Annotated in this window: 14 protein-coding genes and 2 tRNA genes; 5 read left to right on the top strand and 11 right to left on the bottom strand. The window is 54.4% G+C overall.

The genetic code is table 11. The features are described 5' to 3' along the window. Nucleotides 1-17: 17 nt before the first annotated feature. From nusA to rlmE, 9 genes are all read right to left on the bottom strand, one after another. Nucleotides 18-1,505, bottom strand: coding sequence for a transcription termination factor NusA (gene nusA, locus AC6I8X_RS02835; RefSeq protein ID WP_084872254.1), 1,488 nt, complete (start codon nucleotides 1,503-1,505; stop codon nucleotides 18-20). Nucleotides 1,506-1,529: 24 nt separating this feature from the next. Further along, nucleotides 1,530-1,982, bottom strand: a complete 453-nt coding sequence (gene rimP / locus AC6I8X_RS02830; RefSeq protein WP_031279732.1) for a ribosome maturation factor RimP — start codon at nucleotides 1,980-1,982, stop codon at nucleotides 1,530-1,532. Nucleotides 1,983-2,195: 213 nt separating this feature from the next. Beyond that, a tRNA-Met gene (locus AC6I8X_RS02825) sits at nucleotides 2,196-2,272 on the bottom strand. Nucleotides 2,273-2,331: 59 nt separating this feature from the next. Continuing rightward, nucleotides 2,332-2,418: transfer RNA gene (locus tag AC6I8X_RS02820), tRNA-Leu, on the bottom strand. 47 nt (nucleotides 2,419-2,465) lie between these two features. Beyond that, nucleotides 2,466-2,798: a preprotein translocase subunit SecG gene (secG, locus tag AC6I8X_RS02815; protein WP_013507698.1), complete on the bottom strand. Its 333-nt coding sequence runs from the start codon at nucleotides 2,796-2,798 to the stop codon at nucleotides 2,466-2,468. A 218-nt stretch (nucleotides 2,799-3,016) separates the two neighbouring features. Next, entirely contained in the window at nucleotides 3,017-4,351 is a 1,335-nt protein-coding gene (gene glmM / locus AC6I8X_RS02810; protein WP_084872251.1) for a phosphoglucosamine mutase, read from the bottom strand. Between the two features lie 6 nt (nucleotides 4,352-4,357). Further along, the gene (folP, locus tag AC6I8X_RS02805; protein ID WP_299457787.1) at nucleotides 4,358-5,191 is read right to left on the bottom strand and encodes a dihydropteroate synthase; all 834 of its coding nucleotides are present in this window, start codon (nucleotides 5,189-5,191) and stop codon (nucleotides 4,358-4,360) included. An 85-nt stretch (nucleotides 5,192-5,276) separates the two neighbouring features. After that, nucleotides 5,277-7,205 carry an ATP-dependent zinc metalloprotease FtsH gene (ftsH, locus tag AC6I8X_RS02800; RefSeq protein ID WP_036627470.1) on the bottom strand — a complete coding sequence of 643 codons (1,929 nt, stop codon included), beginning with the start codon at nucleotides 7,203-7,205 and terminating at the stop codon, nucleotides 5,277-5,279. A gap of 174 nt (nucleotides 7,206-7,379) precedes the next feature. Next, the gene (rlmE, locus tag AC6I8X_RS02795) at nucleotides 7,380-8,009 is read right to left on the bottom strand and encodes a 23S rRNA (uridine(2552)-2'-O)-methyltransferase RlmE (protein WP_084872247.1); all 630 of its coding nucleotides are present in this window, start codon (nucleotides 8,007-8,009) and stop codon (nucleotides 7,380-7,382) included. A gap of 126 nt (nucleotides 8,010-8,135) precedes the next feature. On the opposite strand from rlmE, the gene yhbY reads away from it, so the two are divergent. Continuing rightward, complete coding sequence (yhbY, locus tag AC6I8X_RS02790) at nucleotides 8,136-8,432, top strand: ribosome assembly RNA-binding protein YhbY (RefSeq protein WP_208717052.1); 297 nt, start codon at nucleotides 8,136-8,138, stop codon at nucleotides 8,430-8,432. 108 nt (nucleotides 8,433-8,540) lie between these two features. Here the strand turns inward: yhbY and greA are convergent, their stop codons facing one another. Continuing rightward, nucleotides 8,541-9,017, bottom strand: coding sequence for a transcription elongation factor GreA (gene greA / locus AC6I8X_RS02785; RefSeq protein WP_084872242.1), 477 nt, complete (start codon nucleotides 9,015-9,017; stop codon nucleotides 8,541-8,543). A 247-nt stretch (nucleotides 9,018-9,264) separates the two neighbouring features. Here greA and dacB point away from each other — a divergent pair, with 247 nt between their 5' ends. From dacB to pmrB, 3 genes are read left to right on the top strand one after another with little or no spacing between them, the layout of a single operon-like run. Then, entirely contained in the window at nucleotides 9,265-10,698 is a 1,434-nt protein-coding gene (gene dacB / locus AC6I8X_RS02780; protein WP_208713850.1) for a serine-type D-Ala-D-Ala carboxypeptidase, read from the top strand. Then, a complete protein-coding gene (gene pmrA, locus AC6I8X_RS02775; protein WP_084872237.1) occupies nucleotides 10,698-11,360 on the top strand; it encodes a two-component system response regulator PmrA in 663 nt (220 codons plus the stop codon). The genes dacB and pmrA overlap by 1 nt, the downstream gene beginning before the upstream one ends. Continuing rightward, nucleotides 11,357-12,415 carry a two-component system sensor histidine kinase PmrB gene (gene pmrB, locus AC6I8X_RS02770; RefSeq protein WP_497840530.1) on the top strand — a complete coding sequence of 353 codons (1,059 nt, stop codon included), beginning with the start codon at nucleotides 11,357-11,359 and terminating at the stop codon, nucleotides 12,413-12,415. The genes pmrA and pmrB overlap by 4 nt, the downstream gene beginning before the upstream one ends. Here the strand turns inward: pmrB and AC6I8X_RS02765 are convergent. Beyond that, complete coding sequence (locus AC6I8X_RS02765; protein WP_313683822.1) at nucleotides 12,412-14,664, bottom strand: TonB-dependent siderophore receptor; 2,253 nt, start codon at nucleotides 14,662-14,664, stop codon at nucleotides 12,412-12,414. The genes pmrB and AC6I8X_RS02765 overlap by 4 nt on opposite strands. A gap of 254 nt (nucleotides 14,665-14,918) precedes the next feature. Here AC6I8X_RS02765 and fes point away from each other — a divergent pair, with 254 nt between their 5' ends. After that, on the top strand, nucleotides 14,919-16,136 hold the full coding sequence (fes, locus tag AC6I8X_RS02760; RefSeq protein ID WP_497840529.1) for an enterochelin esterase: 1,218 nt from the start codon (nucleotides 14,919-14,921) through the stop codon (nucleotides 16,134-16,136). Nucleotides 16,137-16,147: the final 11 nt, after the last annotated feature.

Raw genomic sequence — 16,147 nt, 5'->3', positions numbered from 1 at the left:
GCTGTTCCTTCCTGTAATTATGCGTCATCGCCGAACCAGCAGATATTACGCGCGGCCATGATCAGCGCGCCGGCCTTCTCATCATCCAGCCCTTCGATATCTGTCAGATCGTCGACACCTTGCTCGGCAAGATCTTCCAGCGTACAAACGCCTTTTGCCGCCAGGCGGTAAGCCAGAGCACGATCCAGACCGTCGAGATTCAGAAGATCTTCAGCAGGTTCCTGATTACCAAGGCTCTCTTCTTTCGCCAGTGCCAGGGTAGTTAACGCATTTTTTGCTCGTTCACGCAGGGCTTCTACCGTGTCTTCATCGAGGCCGTCAACTTCCAGCAACTCGTTGATCGGTACATATGCCAGCTCTTCCAAAGAAGAGAAGCCCTCTTCCACCAGTACAGTGGCGAAGTCTTCGTCGATGTCGAGATGTTTGGTGAACATATCGATGGCTGCATGGGCTTCGGCCTGATGTTTAGCCTGCAGGTCATCGACGGTCATAACGTTCAGTTCCCAACCGCTCAGCTGGGAAGCCAGACGCACGTTTTGGCCGTTACGGCCGATCGCCTGAGCCAGATTGCCAGCTTCAACAGCGATATCCATGGTGTGATTGTCTTCATCCACCACAATTGATGCCACATCAGCCGGAGCCATGGCATTAATCACAAACTGTGCCGGGTTATCGTCCCACAGCACGATATCGATACGTTCGCCGCCCAGTTCACTGGAAACCGCCTGAACGCGTGCGCCGCGCATACCTACGCAGGCACCCACTGGATCGATACGTTTGTCATTGGTTTTCACTGCGATTTTGGCACGAGAACCTGGATCACGTGCTGCCGCTTTAATCTCGATAACTTCTTCGCCAATTTCCGGTACTTCAATGCGGAACAGTTCGATCAGCATTTCCGGCTTGGAACGGGTAACGAACAGCTGCGCACCACGCGCTTCCGGACGCACGGCATACAGCACGCCGCGAATACGGTCACCCGGGCGGAAGTTTTCACGCGGCAGCATATCTTCGCGTACGATCACCGCTTCAGCATTGCTGCCGAGATCCAGCGAGATGTTATCGCGGTTCACTTTCTTCACCACGCCAGTGATGATTTCGCCTTCCTGCTCGCGGAACTGATCCACGACCATTGCGCGTTCAGCCTCACGTACTTTCTGTACGATGACCTGCTTCGCCGTCTGGGTAGTGATACGGTCAAAGGTGACCGATTCAATCTGATCTTCAACATATTCGCCCAGATTGAATGCTTCATCTTCGAAGCGGGCTGCGTCCAGCGTGATCTCGCGAGTTGGCTGCGTGACTTCTTCAACAATCTGCCAGCGACGGAAAGTATCGAAATCGCCGCTTTTGCGGTCAATGCTGACGCGCACATCGATTTCCTGCTCATACTTCTTCTTGGTCGCAGTGGCCAAAGCACTTTCCAGCGCTTCGAAGATTTTCTCGCGCGGCAGGGCTTTTTCGTTAGAAACGGCTTCTACTACAGCTAAGATCTCTTTGTTCATCCTGGTTAGCCTCAATCCGGACTTTTAAAAGTGGGGGACCAGGTTCGCTTTCTGAATGTTGCTCAGCGCGAACACTTCATCGTTGCCCTCAACGGTTACCGTGATCATCTCGCCTTCGACAGACTTGATGATACCCTGCCATTTACGGCGGTTCTGCACGGCCATACGCAGTACCAGACTCACCTCTTCACCGGCGAAACGCGCATAATGTTCAGCGGTAAAAAGAGGACGGTCAAGACCCGGTGAGGAAACTTCAAGGTTGTAAGCCACCGTGATGGGATCTTCCACATCCATCACAGCGCTGACCTGGTGGCTGACATCGGCGCAATCATCAACATTGATACCCTCTTCACTATCAATATAGATGCGCAAGGTTGATGTGCGACCACGAATAAACTCGATACCGACCAATTCGTAGCCAAGCGCTTCTACCGGAGCAGAGATCAACTCTGTCAATTTTTGCTCTAATGTGGACAAGCCCACCCCCAAGACATAAAAAAAGGGCCTAATAGCCCAGTGTTGCGATTTCCTGATAACAAAAAACCCCGAAAAATCGGGGCTTTTTGTGACTGGACCCTGTATGCCGCGATGCGGCTCGGAGCACAATCCAGAAGAATTTTTTTCAAAACCCACTGTGGAATGCGTCCGTCGATGCATACAGTATATTTGAAAAATAACTCTAAGGGAAAGTGGTTGCGGGGGCCGGATTTGAACCGACGACCTTCGGGTTATGAGCCCGACGAGCTACCAGGCTGCTCCACCCCGCGTCCGAAAACGTGGCGAATGTTACGCCGAACTTGCGAAAAATGCAAGTCATACTGAGATTTGGTACCGAGGACGGGACTTGAACCCGTAAGCCCAATCGGGCACTACCACCTCAAGGTAGCGTGTCTACCAATTCCACCACCTCGGCACTTCACTGACAGCGACGATAGGTTGTCGCATTGCAAGCTGACGATCTTACTGCGGGATATCGTTACCCGGGGTTGCCGGTTTCGCTGGCTGAGTCTGTTCAGATTTCGCCGGCGCAGTCAGATTTTCCCACTCGCTTCCTTTGGAAGTTTTATTCGTGTTCAGGTTACCCAGAATCAGACTGATGATGAAGAACAGCGTTGCCAGCACTGCGGTCATGCGAGTCATAAAGTTACCAGACCCGGTAGAACCAAACAGCGTCGCAGAAGCGCCTGCACCAAATGATGCTCCCATATCAGCGCCTTTACCTTGCTGCAGCATGATCAGACCGACAAGGCCCAGTGCCACAATAAGGAAAACTACCAAAAGAGCTTCGTACATAATCAACCTGTTTCCTTGCGCGTAACCCGCACAGTTAAAGCTTCAACCAGTATCGATGGGGAGTCTCGTCATCACCCACCAGAAGCGGGTGTGAATACTAACCAAAGGCGCATACCTCTGCAAGCGCAATTTTCACGAACCGGACTGATTGCGGAAAAAAGCGCCATCACGGTGATTTTACAGGCGGAAAGGGAAAAATCCTGCCGCCTGTGGCCTGATTAAACGGCCTTCACTGCGTCGGCAATTTGATGCGCCAGCGCGGTGACCTGGGCTTCATCCTCGCCCTCAACCATCACACGAATCAGTGGCTCGGTGCCGGATTTACGCAACAATACGCGCCCACGCCCGGCGAGGATTTTTTCCACCTCAGCGCTGGCCGCCTTGACGGCATCGGTCTGCAAAGGATCGCTGTCGCCGCTAAAGCGCACGTTCACCAGTACCTGCGGCAGCATCTTCATACCGCTGCACAAATCGTGCAGACTCATGTGGTTTTGCACAATCGCAGTAAGCACTTGCAAACTTGCAACGATACCGTCACCCGTGGTGGTTTTATCCAGCAAAATGACATGACCAGAGTTTTCTGCGCCGAGTCGCCAGCCTTTCTCCTGCATTTTCTCCAGGACATAGCGGTCGCCGACTTTGGCGCGCACAAACGGAATACCGAGTTGTTTCAGCGCCAGCTCAAGCCCCATATTGCTCATCAACGTCCCCACTACGCCACCGCGCAGCTGCCCCTGGCGTAAACCTTCACGGGCGATGATGTAGAGGATCTGGTCGCCATCGACCTTATTACCCAGGTGGTCAACCATCATGATGCGGTCGCCGTCACCATCGTAGGCCAGACCCAGGTCCGCCTTCTCGGCCAGCACCCGCTGCTGCAACATGCGCAGATCGGTGGCACCACATTCTTTATTGATGTTCATGCCATCAGGTTGGGTCGCAATGGCAATGACCGTCGCCCCCAGCTCACGCAGCACATTCGGTGCGATGTGGTAAGTCGCCCCATTGGCGCAATCCACCACAATCTTTAACCCGTTCAGGCTTAGCTCACTGGGGAAGGTGCCTTTACAGAATTCGATGTAACGACCGGCTGCATCGACAATTCGGCTGGCACGGCCCAGCTCTGCCGATTCAACGCAGGTAATCGGCTTTTCCATCTCCAGCTCAATGGCTTCTTCCACTTCGTCCGGCAGCTTGGTGCCTTCAGCAGAGAAAAATTTGATGCCGTTATCGTCGAACGGGTTATGTGAGGCTGAAATCACAATCCCGGCTTCCGCGCGGAAAGTGCGCGTCAGATAGGCAATCGCCGGTGTTGGCATCGGTCCGGTAAACGCAGCAGACAAGCCAGCCGCCGCCAGTCCGGCTTCCAGCGCCGATTCCAGCATATAACCTGAAATACGCGTGTCTTTGCCAATCAGTACTTTTCTGGAACCGTGACGCGCCAGTACTTTACCTGCCGCCCAACCCAGCTTCAGTACGAAATCAGGGGTGATCGGCGCTTCACCCACTTTGCCGCGAATACCATCCGTACCGAAATATTTACGATCACTCATGCCTTTTTATCCTTTTGCTCTGCGTGTTGCTTCCACAACGCGCATCGCCTCAACGGTTTCTTTCACGTCATGCACGCGAATGATGTGTGCACCCTGCATGGCGGCAATCACCGCACAAGTCAGGCTGCCGGTCAGACGCTGTGCTGGGCCGACATTTAACAGCTGGCCAATCATCGACTTACGTGACATCCCCACTAACAGCGGCAAACCGAAATGGTGGAAATGGCCCAGTTCGGCCAGCAGTTCATAATTGTGGCTGAGATTCTTACCGAAACCGAAGCCGGGGTCGAGCAGCAGATTGTCTTTTTTAATCCCCGCCGCCACACAGCGCGCAATCTGTTCAGTGAAGTAAGCGTCAACTTCGCTGACGATATTTTGATACTGCGGAGCCTGCTGCATGGTGCGCGGTTCACCCTGCATATGCATCAGGCACACCGGCAGTCCGGTTTGCGCCGCCGCCTGCAACGCACCGGGTTCAGCCAGCGAACGAATATCGTTAATGATGTGAGCGCCCACTCGCGCAGATTCACGGATGACTTCGGCTTTAGAAGTATCGACCGAAATCCACACTTCGAAACGTTGGGCGATGGCTTCCACGACCGGAATCACACGTTCCAGTTCTTCTTCAACACTAACCTCATCCGCACCAGGGCGCGTCGATTCCCCCCCCACATCAATGATGGTCGCCCCCGCGTTGACCATCTCATTGGTGTGCGTTAACGCATCTACCAGCGAGTTATGCTTACCACCATCGGAGAAGGAGTCCGGCGTGACATTCAAAATACCCATCACATGGGGAAACGACAGATCGAGATGGGAATCACGGGCGTACAACTTCATGGTGAGAGTCTCCTTGAGGAATGACTAAACTGCGGGATGTAAAAAACCCCGGACCGGCCGGGGTTTCTATTAAGGTTGGTGCCTCTTACTTGTCGAGCTGTTCTGACATGGTGTTGCCTGGGTTCGGCGTACGCGGTTCATCAACCGGACGTGGCGCCTTCGGCGTACCGTTGTTGTCAGAAGAGTTGCTGCCTGGGTCTTCCCAGCCAGCTGGTGGACGCACTTCGCGACGCGCCATCAGGTCATCAATCTGCGGTGCGTCGATGGTTTCATACTTCATCAGCGCGTCTTTCATCGCGTGAAGGATGTCCATGTTTTCACCCAGAATACGGCGTGCACGCTGATAGTTGCTGTCGATCAGGTGTTTCACTTCCTGGTCGATGATACGCGCCGTTTCATCAGACATGTGCTTAGCTTTCGCCACAGAACGACCGAGGAACACCTCACCCTCTTCCTCTGCATACAGCAGCGGACCGAGTTTTTCGGAGAAGCCCCATTGGGTCACCATGTTGCGCGCCAGATTAGTCGCCACTTTGATGTCGTTAGATGCACCCGTGGATACGTGCTCAACACCGTAGATGATTTCTTCCGCCAGGCGACCGCCGTACAGCGTAGAAATCTGGCTTTCCAGCTTCTGACGGCTGGCGCTGATTGCATCGCCTTCCGGCAGGAAGAAGGTGACACCCAGTGCGCGGCCGCGCGGGATGATGGTCACTTTATGTACCGGATCGTGTTCCGGCACCAGACGACCAATAATCGCATGGCCAGCTTCGTGATAGGCGGTAGATTCTTTCTGCGCTTCCGTCATCACCATGGAGCGACGTTCCGCACCCATCATGATTTTGTCTTTCGCTTTCTCGAACTCAACCATCGATACCACACGCTTGTTGGAGCGCGCAGCAAACAACGCTGCCTCGTTCACCAGGTTCGCCAGGTCAGCACCGGAGAAGCCCGGGGTACCACGCGCGATGATGGCTGCATCGATGTCGGTTGCCAGCGGCACACGACGCATATGCACTTTCAGGATCTGCTCACGACCACGAACATCTGGCAGGCCAACCACGACCTGGCGGTCAAAACGGCCTGGACGCAGCAGCGCCGGGTCAAGCACGTCAGGACGGTTCGTTGCCGCGATAACGATAATGCCTTCGTTGCCTTCAAAACCATCCATCTCAACCAGCATCTGGTTCAGCGTTTGTTCACGTTCGTCGTGACCACCGCCTAAACCGGCACCACGCTGACGACCCACCGCATCGATTTCATCGATAAAGATGATGCACGGTGCCGCCTTTTTCGCTTGTTCGAACATGTCACGCACACGAGATGCACCAACACCCACGAACATTTCAACGAAGTCAGAACCTGAGATAGTAAAGAAAGGCACTTTTGCTTCACCGGCGATAGCTTTCGCCAGCAGCGTTTTACCGGTACCCGGCGGCCCCACCATCAGGACGCCCTTGGGGATTTTACCGCCCAATTTCTGGAAACGGCTCGGTTCACGCAGATACTCGACCAACTCACCCACTTCTTCTTTGGCCTCATCACAACCGGCCACATCAGCAAAAGTGGTTTTGATCTGATCTTCCGTCAGCATGCGGGCCTTGCTCTTACCGAAGGACATCGCGCCCTTCCCGCCGCCACCTTGCATCTGACGCATAAAGAAGATCCACACGCCAATCAGCAGCAGCATCGGGAACCAGGAGATGAAGATCGAAGCCAGCAGGCTCGGTTCTTCCGGCGGTTCGCCAACCACTTTGACGTTTTTGGTCAACAGGTTATCGAGTAACTTGGGATCGTTGACAGGAATATAGGTCGTGTATTTATTACTGTCTTTTTTGGTAACGTTAATCTCACGCCCGTTAATACGTGCCTCGCGGACCTGATCCTGGTTCACTTCCGACAGGAAGGTTGAATAATCAACCCTACGGCCATTCGACTCGCTGGGCCCAAAGCTCTGGAATACTGACATCAGCACGACCGCGATGACTAACCAGAGAATCAGGTTTTTCGCCATGTCACTCAAGGGATTAACCTCATATTACAACGGTGTTAACAGACAGCGTAGGGTACTATATATCCTTCATACCTGGAATCGCGGCGCTGATGATTTTGCTTGTTTACCCTGAAAGTCAGAATTCTCATCGGTGTAAACGCATTGCTCGCCTTGCTTTGATTCCGGTAAATCGGGTTATAGTTTGCGCCCTGTCGCCACAATGTACACTTCGCGCGAACGTGATCGCGAAGCATCCGGCTTACGAATTTTCACTTTCGTAAACAGGGAGCGAATTTCCCGCAGGTATTCATCGAAGCCATCTCCCTGAAACACTTTCACCACAAAACTGCCGCCTGGGGCCAGGATATCCCGACACATTTCCAGCGCCAATTCTACCAAATACATCGAACGCGGAATATCAACTGCAGGTGTACCGCTCATGTTCGGCGCCATGTCCGACATCACCACCTGCACTTTTTCGTCACCAACGCGTTCCAGTAGCGTCTTCAGCACTGCTTCGTCACGAAAATCGCCTTGCAGAAAATCAACACCGACAATCGGGTCCATAGGCAGCAGGTCACAGGCAATGATACGGCCATTCGAGCCAATTAGTTGTACCACATATTGCGACCAGCCACCGGGTGCAGCTCCCAGATCGACCACTGTCATACCGGGTTTGAACAGCTTGTCACCCTGCTGTATTTCCTCAAGTTTAAACCAGGCGCGCGAACGCAACCCTTTTTTCTGTGCCTGTTGCACATATTTATCGCTAAAGTGTTCCTGAAGCCAGCGACTGGAACTGGCCGAACGCTTTTTACCCGTCATAATTTTTCCAGTTAAATCGTCATCGTAGCGATAAATCAGCACGCATGGGTTGCGTTGATTTGGCGATATACCCGAGATGGCGGTAGAATGAACCGTTTTCAATCCCTAAGTAAGCAAAAAAATACGATGAATCTGAGTACCAAACAAAAACAGCACCTGAAAGGCCTTGCGCATCCGCTTAAACCCGTTGTTATGCTGGGTGGCAATGGCCTGACTGAAGGCGTGCTCGCCGAAATCGAACAGGCGCTAGAACATCACGAATTGATCAAGGTAAAAATTGCCTCGGAAGATCGTGAAACTAAGCTCCTGATCGTTGACGCTATCGTCCGCGAAACCAAAGCTTGCAACGTACAGGTCATCGGCAAAACGCTGGTGCTGTATCGCCCTGCAAAAGAGAGCAAGATTTCTCTCCCCCGTTCGTAACGGCGGGCAGAGAAAGTGCCATGCTCCTGCATGGGATAAAAGGCCGCTATGCGGCCTTTTTCCTTTCTTTACAATATGCAGCAACGCATTTCAAAGCGTAGCAATATATTAGATGTATTCCACCTTCAGGATCTCATATTCCACATCCCCGCCCGGTGTTTTGATGATCGCGACGTCATCCGCTTCTTTCCCGACCAGACCACGCGCCATCGGCGAGTTCACTGAAATCAGATTTTGTTTAAAGTCGGCTTCGTCATCGCCCACGATACGGTAGGTCGATTCTTCATCAGTATCGATGTTCAGCACCTGCACGGTAGCACCAAAAATGACGCGACCGGTTTTCGGCATCTGAGTCACATCAATCACTTGCGCATTAGAGAGTTTCGCTTCGATCTCCTGAATGCGTCCCTCGCAGAACCCTTGTTCTTCGCGGGCAGCATGGTATTCGGCATTCTCTTTCAAATCGCCGTGCTCACGGGCTTCGGCGATAGAGGCGATGATGCGCGGACGCTTAACGGTTTTCAGTTCGTTCAGCTCTTCGCGCAGCTTTTCAGCGCCTTTTAAAGTCATCGGAATCTGTTTCATTTTGGCTCCTCGTCATCTTTCCTGGTTAACAGCGTCATCCTGACCGGTGACAGCAGAAAACAGCTTCTGCGGCGCGTTACCTCATTTTCACAAGCAAAAGAATCCTGACCCGGAAAGGTTTCCGGGTCAGGATGGGTTTTGCATTTTGATACGTATTTTACCCCAGAGTTCCCTGTGGGTCATCGTTTACTTTGCACCGTCCGGGGACGTAGTATTGTCGCCTTCACCCGTCAGTTACCGCGAGATTATGCGATTTTCACGACTTGTTACCGGATTAACCTGTGCGTTTATGCTGCAGGCACAAGCAGCCCCCGTTGAGGAATACATGCAGTATTTACCAGACGGCGCAAACCTGGCGCTGATGGTACAAAAAGTGGGCGCATCAACCCCGATAATCGATTTTCATGGCAAACAAATGGCGTTACCCGCCAGTACCATGAAGGTTGTGACCGCGCTGGCGGCGTTGCTGGAGCTGGGGCCTGACTTCCGTTTCCAGACCACGCTGGAAACCAAAGGCGCAGTCAGTGATGGCACCCTGAATGGGGATCTGGTGGCACGCTTTGCCGGTGATCCGACATTAAGCCGCCAGGATCTGCGCAACATGGTCGCCACGCTGAAAAAGCAGGGCATCACCCATATTAAAGGCAACCTGGTGATCGATACCTCCGTCTTCGCCAGCCACGATATGGCACCAGGCTGGCCGTGGAACGATCTGACGCAATGCTTCAGCGCACCGCCAGGGGCGGCCATCGTCGATAAAAACTGTTTCTCTGTTTCGCTCTACAGCGCCAGCAAGCCGGGCGAAACCGCCTTTGTGCGCATCGCTTCCTATTACCCGGCGCATATGTTCAGCCAGGTACGTACCCTCGGCCCTAACAGCGGCGAGGGACAATATTGCGAGCTGGATGTGGTGCCAGGCGAACTGAACCGCTACACCCTGACCGGCTGCATGCGTCAGCGTGCTGAACCGCTGCCACTGGCCTTTGCCGTACAGGATGGCGCAGCCTGGGCGGGCGAGATCCTGAAGGATGAACTGCGCGCTGCGGATATCGATTACAGCGGCCATCTGGTGCGTCAGACGCAGGTCACGTCGCCGGGTACCGTGCTGGCCTCCACGCAATCCGCACCGCTGCACGATTTGCTGCACACCATGCTGAAAAAATCGGACAATATGATTGCCGATACCGTGTTCCGTACCATTGGCCATCATTACTTCAATGTCCCGGGCACCTTCCGTGCCGGTTCTGATGCGGTGCGCCGCATTCTGCGCGAAAAAGCCGGTATCGATCTCGGCAACACCATTCAGGTAGACGGCTCCGGCCTGTCACGTCATGATTTGGTCGCACCCAGTACCATGATGCAGGTGCTGCAATACATTGCCAAAAATGATTCAACGCTGAACTACATCTCCATGCTGCCGCTGGCGGGCTACGATGGCACGCTACAATATCGTGGTGGTCTGCATGAAGCGGGCGTTGATGGTAAGGTATCGGCGAAGACCGGTTCGCTGCAGGGCGTCTATAATCTGGCAGGATTCATTACCACTGCCAGCGGCGCGCGCGTTGCCTTTGTCCAGTATCTGTCCGGTTATGCTGTTCCGCCGGAAGACCAGAAGACACGCCGCATTCCGCTGGTGCGTTTTGAAAGCCGCCTCTACAAGGACATTTACCAGAACAACTGATGAAACTGTTAATCGTTGAGGATGATGCGCTGCTGCAATCGGGCCTGGCCCAGGCATTGAGCGCCCAGGGGTACGCCGTGGACTGTGCCGCCAGCGCCGCAGAAAGCAATGCCTTGCTGCGCAGTGGCCAGTACAGCCTGATCGTACTGGATCTCGGACTGCCCGATCGTGACGGTGCTGCGCTACTGCGTCAGTGGCGTCGCGATGGCATCGCCGTACCGGTACTGATTCTCACCGCGCGTGATGCGCTGGAAGATCGGGTGGATGGACTGGATGCCGGTGCCGATGACTATCTGGTGAAGCCCTTTGCCCTGGTGGAACTGCAGGCACGCGTGCGGGCATTGATTCGCCGCTATCAGGGCCATAGCGACAACCTGTTGCAGCAGGGTGACCTCACTCTCAACCTCAGTTCTCAGCAGGTACTGCTGGAGAACCAGCCGCTGGAAATCACACCGAAAGAGTTCGCGCTGCTAACCCGTTTGCTGATGCGCGTCGGGCAGAATGTGCACCGCGAAACCCTGCAACAGGATCTCTACAGCTGGAACGATGATCCCGGCTCCAACACGCTGGAAGTCCATATTCACAATCTGCGCCGCAAACTCGGCAAAGATCGTATCAAAACCGTGCGTGGCGTCGGTTATCGGCTGGAAGAACGTGAATGAATAGCATGCGTCAGCGCTTGCTGATTATGCTGGCGCTGATTTTGCTCACCTGCCAGATCATGAGCGCCGTCTGGCTGTGGCACGAAAGCCGCGAACAGATTGGCTTTCTGGTGAATGAAACGCTCACCGCCAAAGCACGTAACGATCACGTCGAAAACGAAATCCGCGAAGCCATTGCCTCACTGCTGTTGCCGTCGCTGGTGATGGTGTGCCTGACGTTGCTGTTCTCCTTCTGGGCCATCAACTGGATTATCCGCCCGCTGAAGTTGTTGCAAAGCAGCCTTGCCCATCGCTCCGCCGATAATCTGGCCCCACTGCCGCTCTATTCCGAGATGGAAGAGATCGTGGCGGTGACCACCTCCATCAATCAACTTTTGTCGCGCCTCGATCATACGCTGCAACAGGAACGCCTGTTTACCGCTGATGCCGCCCACGAGCTACGCACACCATTGGCCGGACTGCGCCTGCATCTGGAGCTGCTGCAACAGCAAAACGTACCGCAAAGTGAAATGCTGGTGGAACGTATCGATCAGCTGATGCACACGGTTGAACAATTACTGATGCTGTCGCGTGCTGGCCAGGCGCTGGCTGGCGGTCACTATCAGCAGCTGCACTGGCAACAGGACATCATGCAACCATTGCAGCCGGAGATGGCCGAACTTTACGCGCAGCGTCAGCAACAATTGTTCTGGCCGCAGGGCACGGATGTACCGCAACAGGGTGAGGCGGTTTTGCTGCGTCTTATGCTGCGTAACCTACTGGAAAATGCCTCGCGCTACAGCCCGGAAGGCAGTGAAGTGCAGGTGTTGTTACGTGAAGAAGAACAGCAGGTGATCGTTGAAGTGTGGGATCAGGGACCAGGCATTGAAGCCAGTGCGGCAGAGGAACTGACTAAGGCCTTCCGACGTCGCGATCAACGCTACGGTGGCAGCGGTCTGGGTCTGAATATTGTGCTGCGCATTGTGCAGATGCATCACGGCAGCCTGGAACTGGTTAACCGGAAAGACGGCAGCGGACTGATTGCCCGCTGCCGTTTGCCTCATCATCTCAATTAGAATTGCGTGTTGAGGCTCATGTAGTAAGTACGGCCTGAATCGTTGTAGGTGTTCGCACCAGCACCATACAAATACGCGCCGGTCGTCGCGTTGCCGGTAGTCTGGGCATTACCCTGACGCCAGTGACGCTTGTCAGTCAGGTTGTCGATACCCAGGGTGACGCTAACATACTTGTTAATATCGTAGGTGCCGCTCATGCCGATAATGGAGTATGGGCTAACCTGATCGGTGGCGCTGCCAGTAACCGGATTGCCATGATAGTCATACTTCTTAGGCACTTGCTTGCCATACCAGGTAAAGGTGGTTTGCAGCGACAGATCTTCTGTTGCCTGCCAGCTCAGCGTCGAGTTCAGGGTATATTGCGGGATAATCGACAAACGGTCGCCGGTCTCTTTGTTCTTACTCTGCAGCATATACGTGTAATTGTTATTCCACGTTACGGTGTCAGAGAACGGGATATTGATGGTGCCTTCCAGCCCTTCAACCACCGCTTTCGGTACGTTTTCCCACTTGTAGATGTTGGTGGTGCCGTTAGAGGCGGTACCGGTTGAGACCATACCCGCTTCGATTTTGTTGCGATAATCGTTACGGAACCAGGTCAGACCGGCCTGATAGCCTTCGTGTTTCCACTCCAGACCAATCTCTTTGTTGATGCTGTTTTCTGCTTTCAGGTCTTTATTACCCTGCAAATAACAGGCGCTGGACGCATCAGCACAACCCTGACCGTTGCTGTACAACAGATAGTTCGGGTTGGTCTGATACAGGCTCGGCGCTTTATAAGCACGACCAATCCCCATCTTCAGCGTGAAGTCATCACCCAGCCCTTGCGACAGGTTCAGTGACGGGCTCCAGTTGTTGCCCACAATCGAGTGATGGTCGAAACGCAGGCTCGGCGTCAGCATGGTGCTGTCCGTGACTTCCATGTTGTCTTCGGCAAACAACGAGAAGATTTCAGCCTGGGAATACGGGCTGCGTCCGGTACTCGAGATGCCCGGCACGCTACCGTAGCTGGCTGCCTGGGTGGTGGAAGAAGGATCCTTCATACGCTGCTGATTCCACTCAGTGCCCAGCGTTGCGGTCTGGTTAATCAACCATTCAAACGGAATGCTGACTTCACTGTGCAGCATAATGTCGTCGAGCTGGATGGTGTTAAAGCCGCTGTTGGAGAAGATCCCTTCGGTCCCGCCCGCCAGGCCTTCATTGATACGGGTGTTACGGGTTTTCTCGTAGCGTCCCCAGGTACTGGTACTGACACCGTTGTCCCAGGCACCGGTCCATTTCAGCGAGATGTTCTGGCGATACAGGCGGTTGGTTTCATCACCGTACAGGCTTTTCACCAGCGTGCTGGTGTTGGTGTTCTGCGTATCACCGGCATAAAGGTTACCCTGACGGCTGTAGCCTGCCTGCAATTCGAGGGTTTGCATCGGCGCAAACGCCCAGCTCAGTAACGCATTGATATCTTTGTTGACGGAACCTTCGCGTCCAGCCGGATAGCTGCCCGCATAAGTCCCGGTACGGTCTGCAGCATGGCCTTCGTTGATATCGTAGGCATCCGCCTGAGTTTTGGCTAAGCCACCGTACAACCGGAAGTTGAAGTCATCACCCAGCGGCCCTTGCAGGCTGAAGTTGGTGCGTTTGGTTGCGCCTTCATCTTTGTGCTGCGGTACGTTGAAATAGCTGTTCCAGGAACCGTGCCATTTCTGATCGGTGTATTTCTTGGTGATGATGTTCACCACGCCACCCGCCGCGCCATTGCCGTAGCGCACCGCGGCCGGACCACGAATCACGTCGATATGGTCGATCAGCTCTGGCGGTACCCAGTTGGTATCACCGCGCGTATCACGCTCGCCACGCCAGCCAAGGCGTACCGAGTTACGGCTGGTGATCGGCATACCATCAACCATGATCAGGGTGTTTTCCGGGCCCATACCACGGATATCGATCTGGCGATTGTTGCCACGCTGGCCACTGGTGGAGTTACCGGTCAGGTTAACGCCTGGCATGGTGCGGATGATTTCAGACACATCGCGCGCTGGCGGATGCTTTTTGATTTCATCGGCGGTAATGGTAGAAACGCCTGGAGCCTGCAACGTTTGCTGCTGGGCGGTCACCATCATGGTGCCCCCATCAACGGAAGCGGCGTCTGTGCTGGTAGTCGTGCTGCTGGAGGTCTCTGCTGCCCAGGTGGTACCGGAGAGAAGCCCCAGTTCAATCAGAATGGCTAATGATAAACGCGAATATTTTTTCATTTTTTCGTTCCTGGATTGCCAGCAAACGTAACTGGCGCGCCGGTGAGAAAGTCACAATCCTTTATCGTCGCCCTGTCCCAAACCTGGCAGTGCCATCCGTCGCGCATCCCTTCCTTTATGAGAAAGGTGACAGGCGGAACGAGCGTGCTCATTTATGAGCGGAAACACCCTATTGCAAATGCAAATAATTATCAATAGTATTATCTGTAACCTTTGTGAAAAGATCCTTGAGTAAACGGCGACTGGCAGCACCTATGACCTGGCTAAACGAGATAACCGGCAGTGAAGCCTGGTGGCAGGAGCAGCAACGTAAAGGCATCCCGTATGTCGAGGGAGAGGTGGATGGCGCATGTCAGGTCACTTTCTTCTGGCGCGATCCGCAGGGCAATGAAACGCAGTCGCGCACACAGCGAGTGTGGATCAACATCACCGGCGTGACCGATCACCACCAACACCGCCCCCCACAATCTTTGATACGTGTCGCCAATACCGATGTCTGGTACTGGCAGACCCTCCTGCCAGCCAACTGGCGTGGCAGTTACTGCCTGATGCCCGATAAACAAGCGACCGATTTCGCCGGGGATGCCGACATGTATGCCCTGCGCAACTGGTGGCGCGATAAATTCCCGACTGCCCAGGCCGATCCGCTCAATACCCTGCGTGGCTGGTCTGGTGGGCGTGGCATGGGCGTTTCTCCCCTGCATCTGCCACAGGCCCCTAATCAACAGGTATGGCGCGCCATTGATGAAGGCCGAGCCCCTGAAATCGCCTTACAGCAATATCGCTGGGACAGCACCTTACTGGGCAACAGCCGTTCCGTCTGGCTGTACTGCACCGGCGCGGCTGAACCCCGGCAGCGACCACTGGCCATTTTGCTTGATGGGCAGTTCTGGGCGCACAGCATGCCGATTGCCGGTCCGATGCAACAACTCACCGATCAGGGCACGCTGCCTGCGGCGGTGTATCTGTTTATCGACATCATCGACCGCGAACATCGCAGCCGCGAGCTGCCGTGTAATGCCCGGTTCTGGCAAGCCTTACAGGAAGAGTTGCTCCCTCAGGTGGCACAGTGGGCACCTTATCGGCAGAACGCTGACAGCACCGTGGTGGCCGGGCAAAGTTTCGGCGGACTCGCCTCGGTATTCGCCGCATTGCACTGGCCACAGCAGTTTGGCAATGCCATCAGTCTGTCCGGCTCCTTCTGGTGGCCGGAGCGCGGTAATGCGCACGGCTGGCTGATCCAGCAGCTGGAGCAGGGTCTGGCACCGCGTCAGCCACTGCGTTTCTGGCTGGAAGCAGGCAAACGTGAAGGGCTGATTTTGCAGGCTAATCAGCAATTGCAGCAGTTGTTGCAGGCGGCCGGTTATCAGGTGGATTACCAGCCGGTGGAAGGTGGACACGATGCGCTGTGCTGGCGTGGTGGTCTGCTGGATGGCCTGCAAGCGCTGTGGCGCAATCCGACCCCGCATTAAACAAGCAGGAG

The organism is Pantoea sp. X-Soil-TKNS-1280 (assembly GCF_059730475.1).
This window is presented reverse-complemented; position numbering and strand designations above follow the sequence as displayed.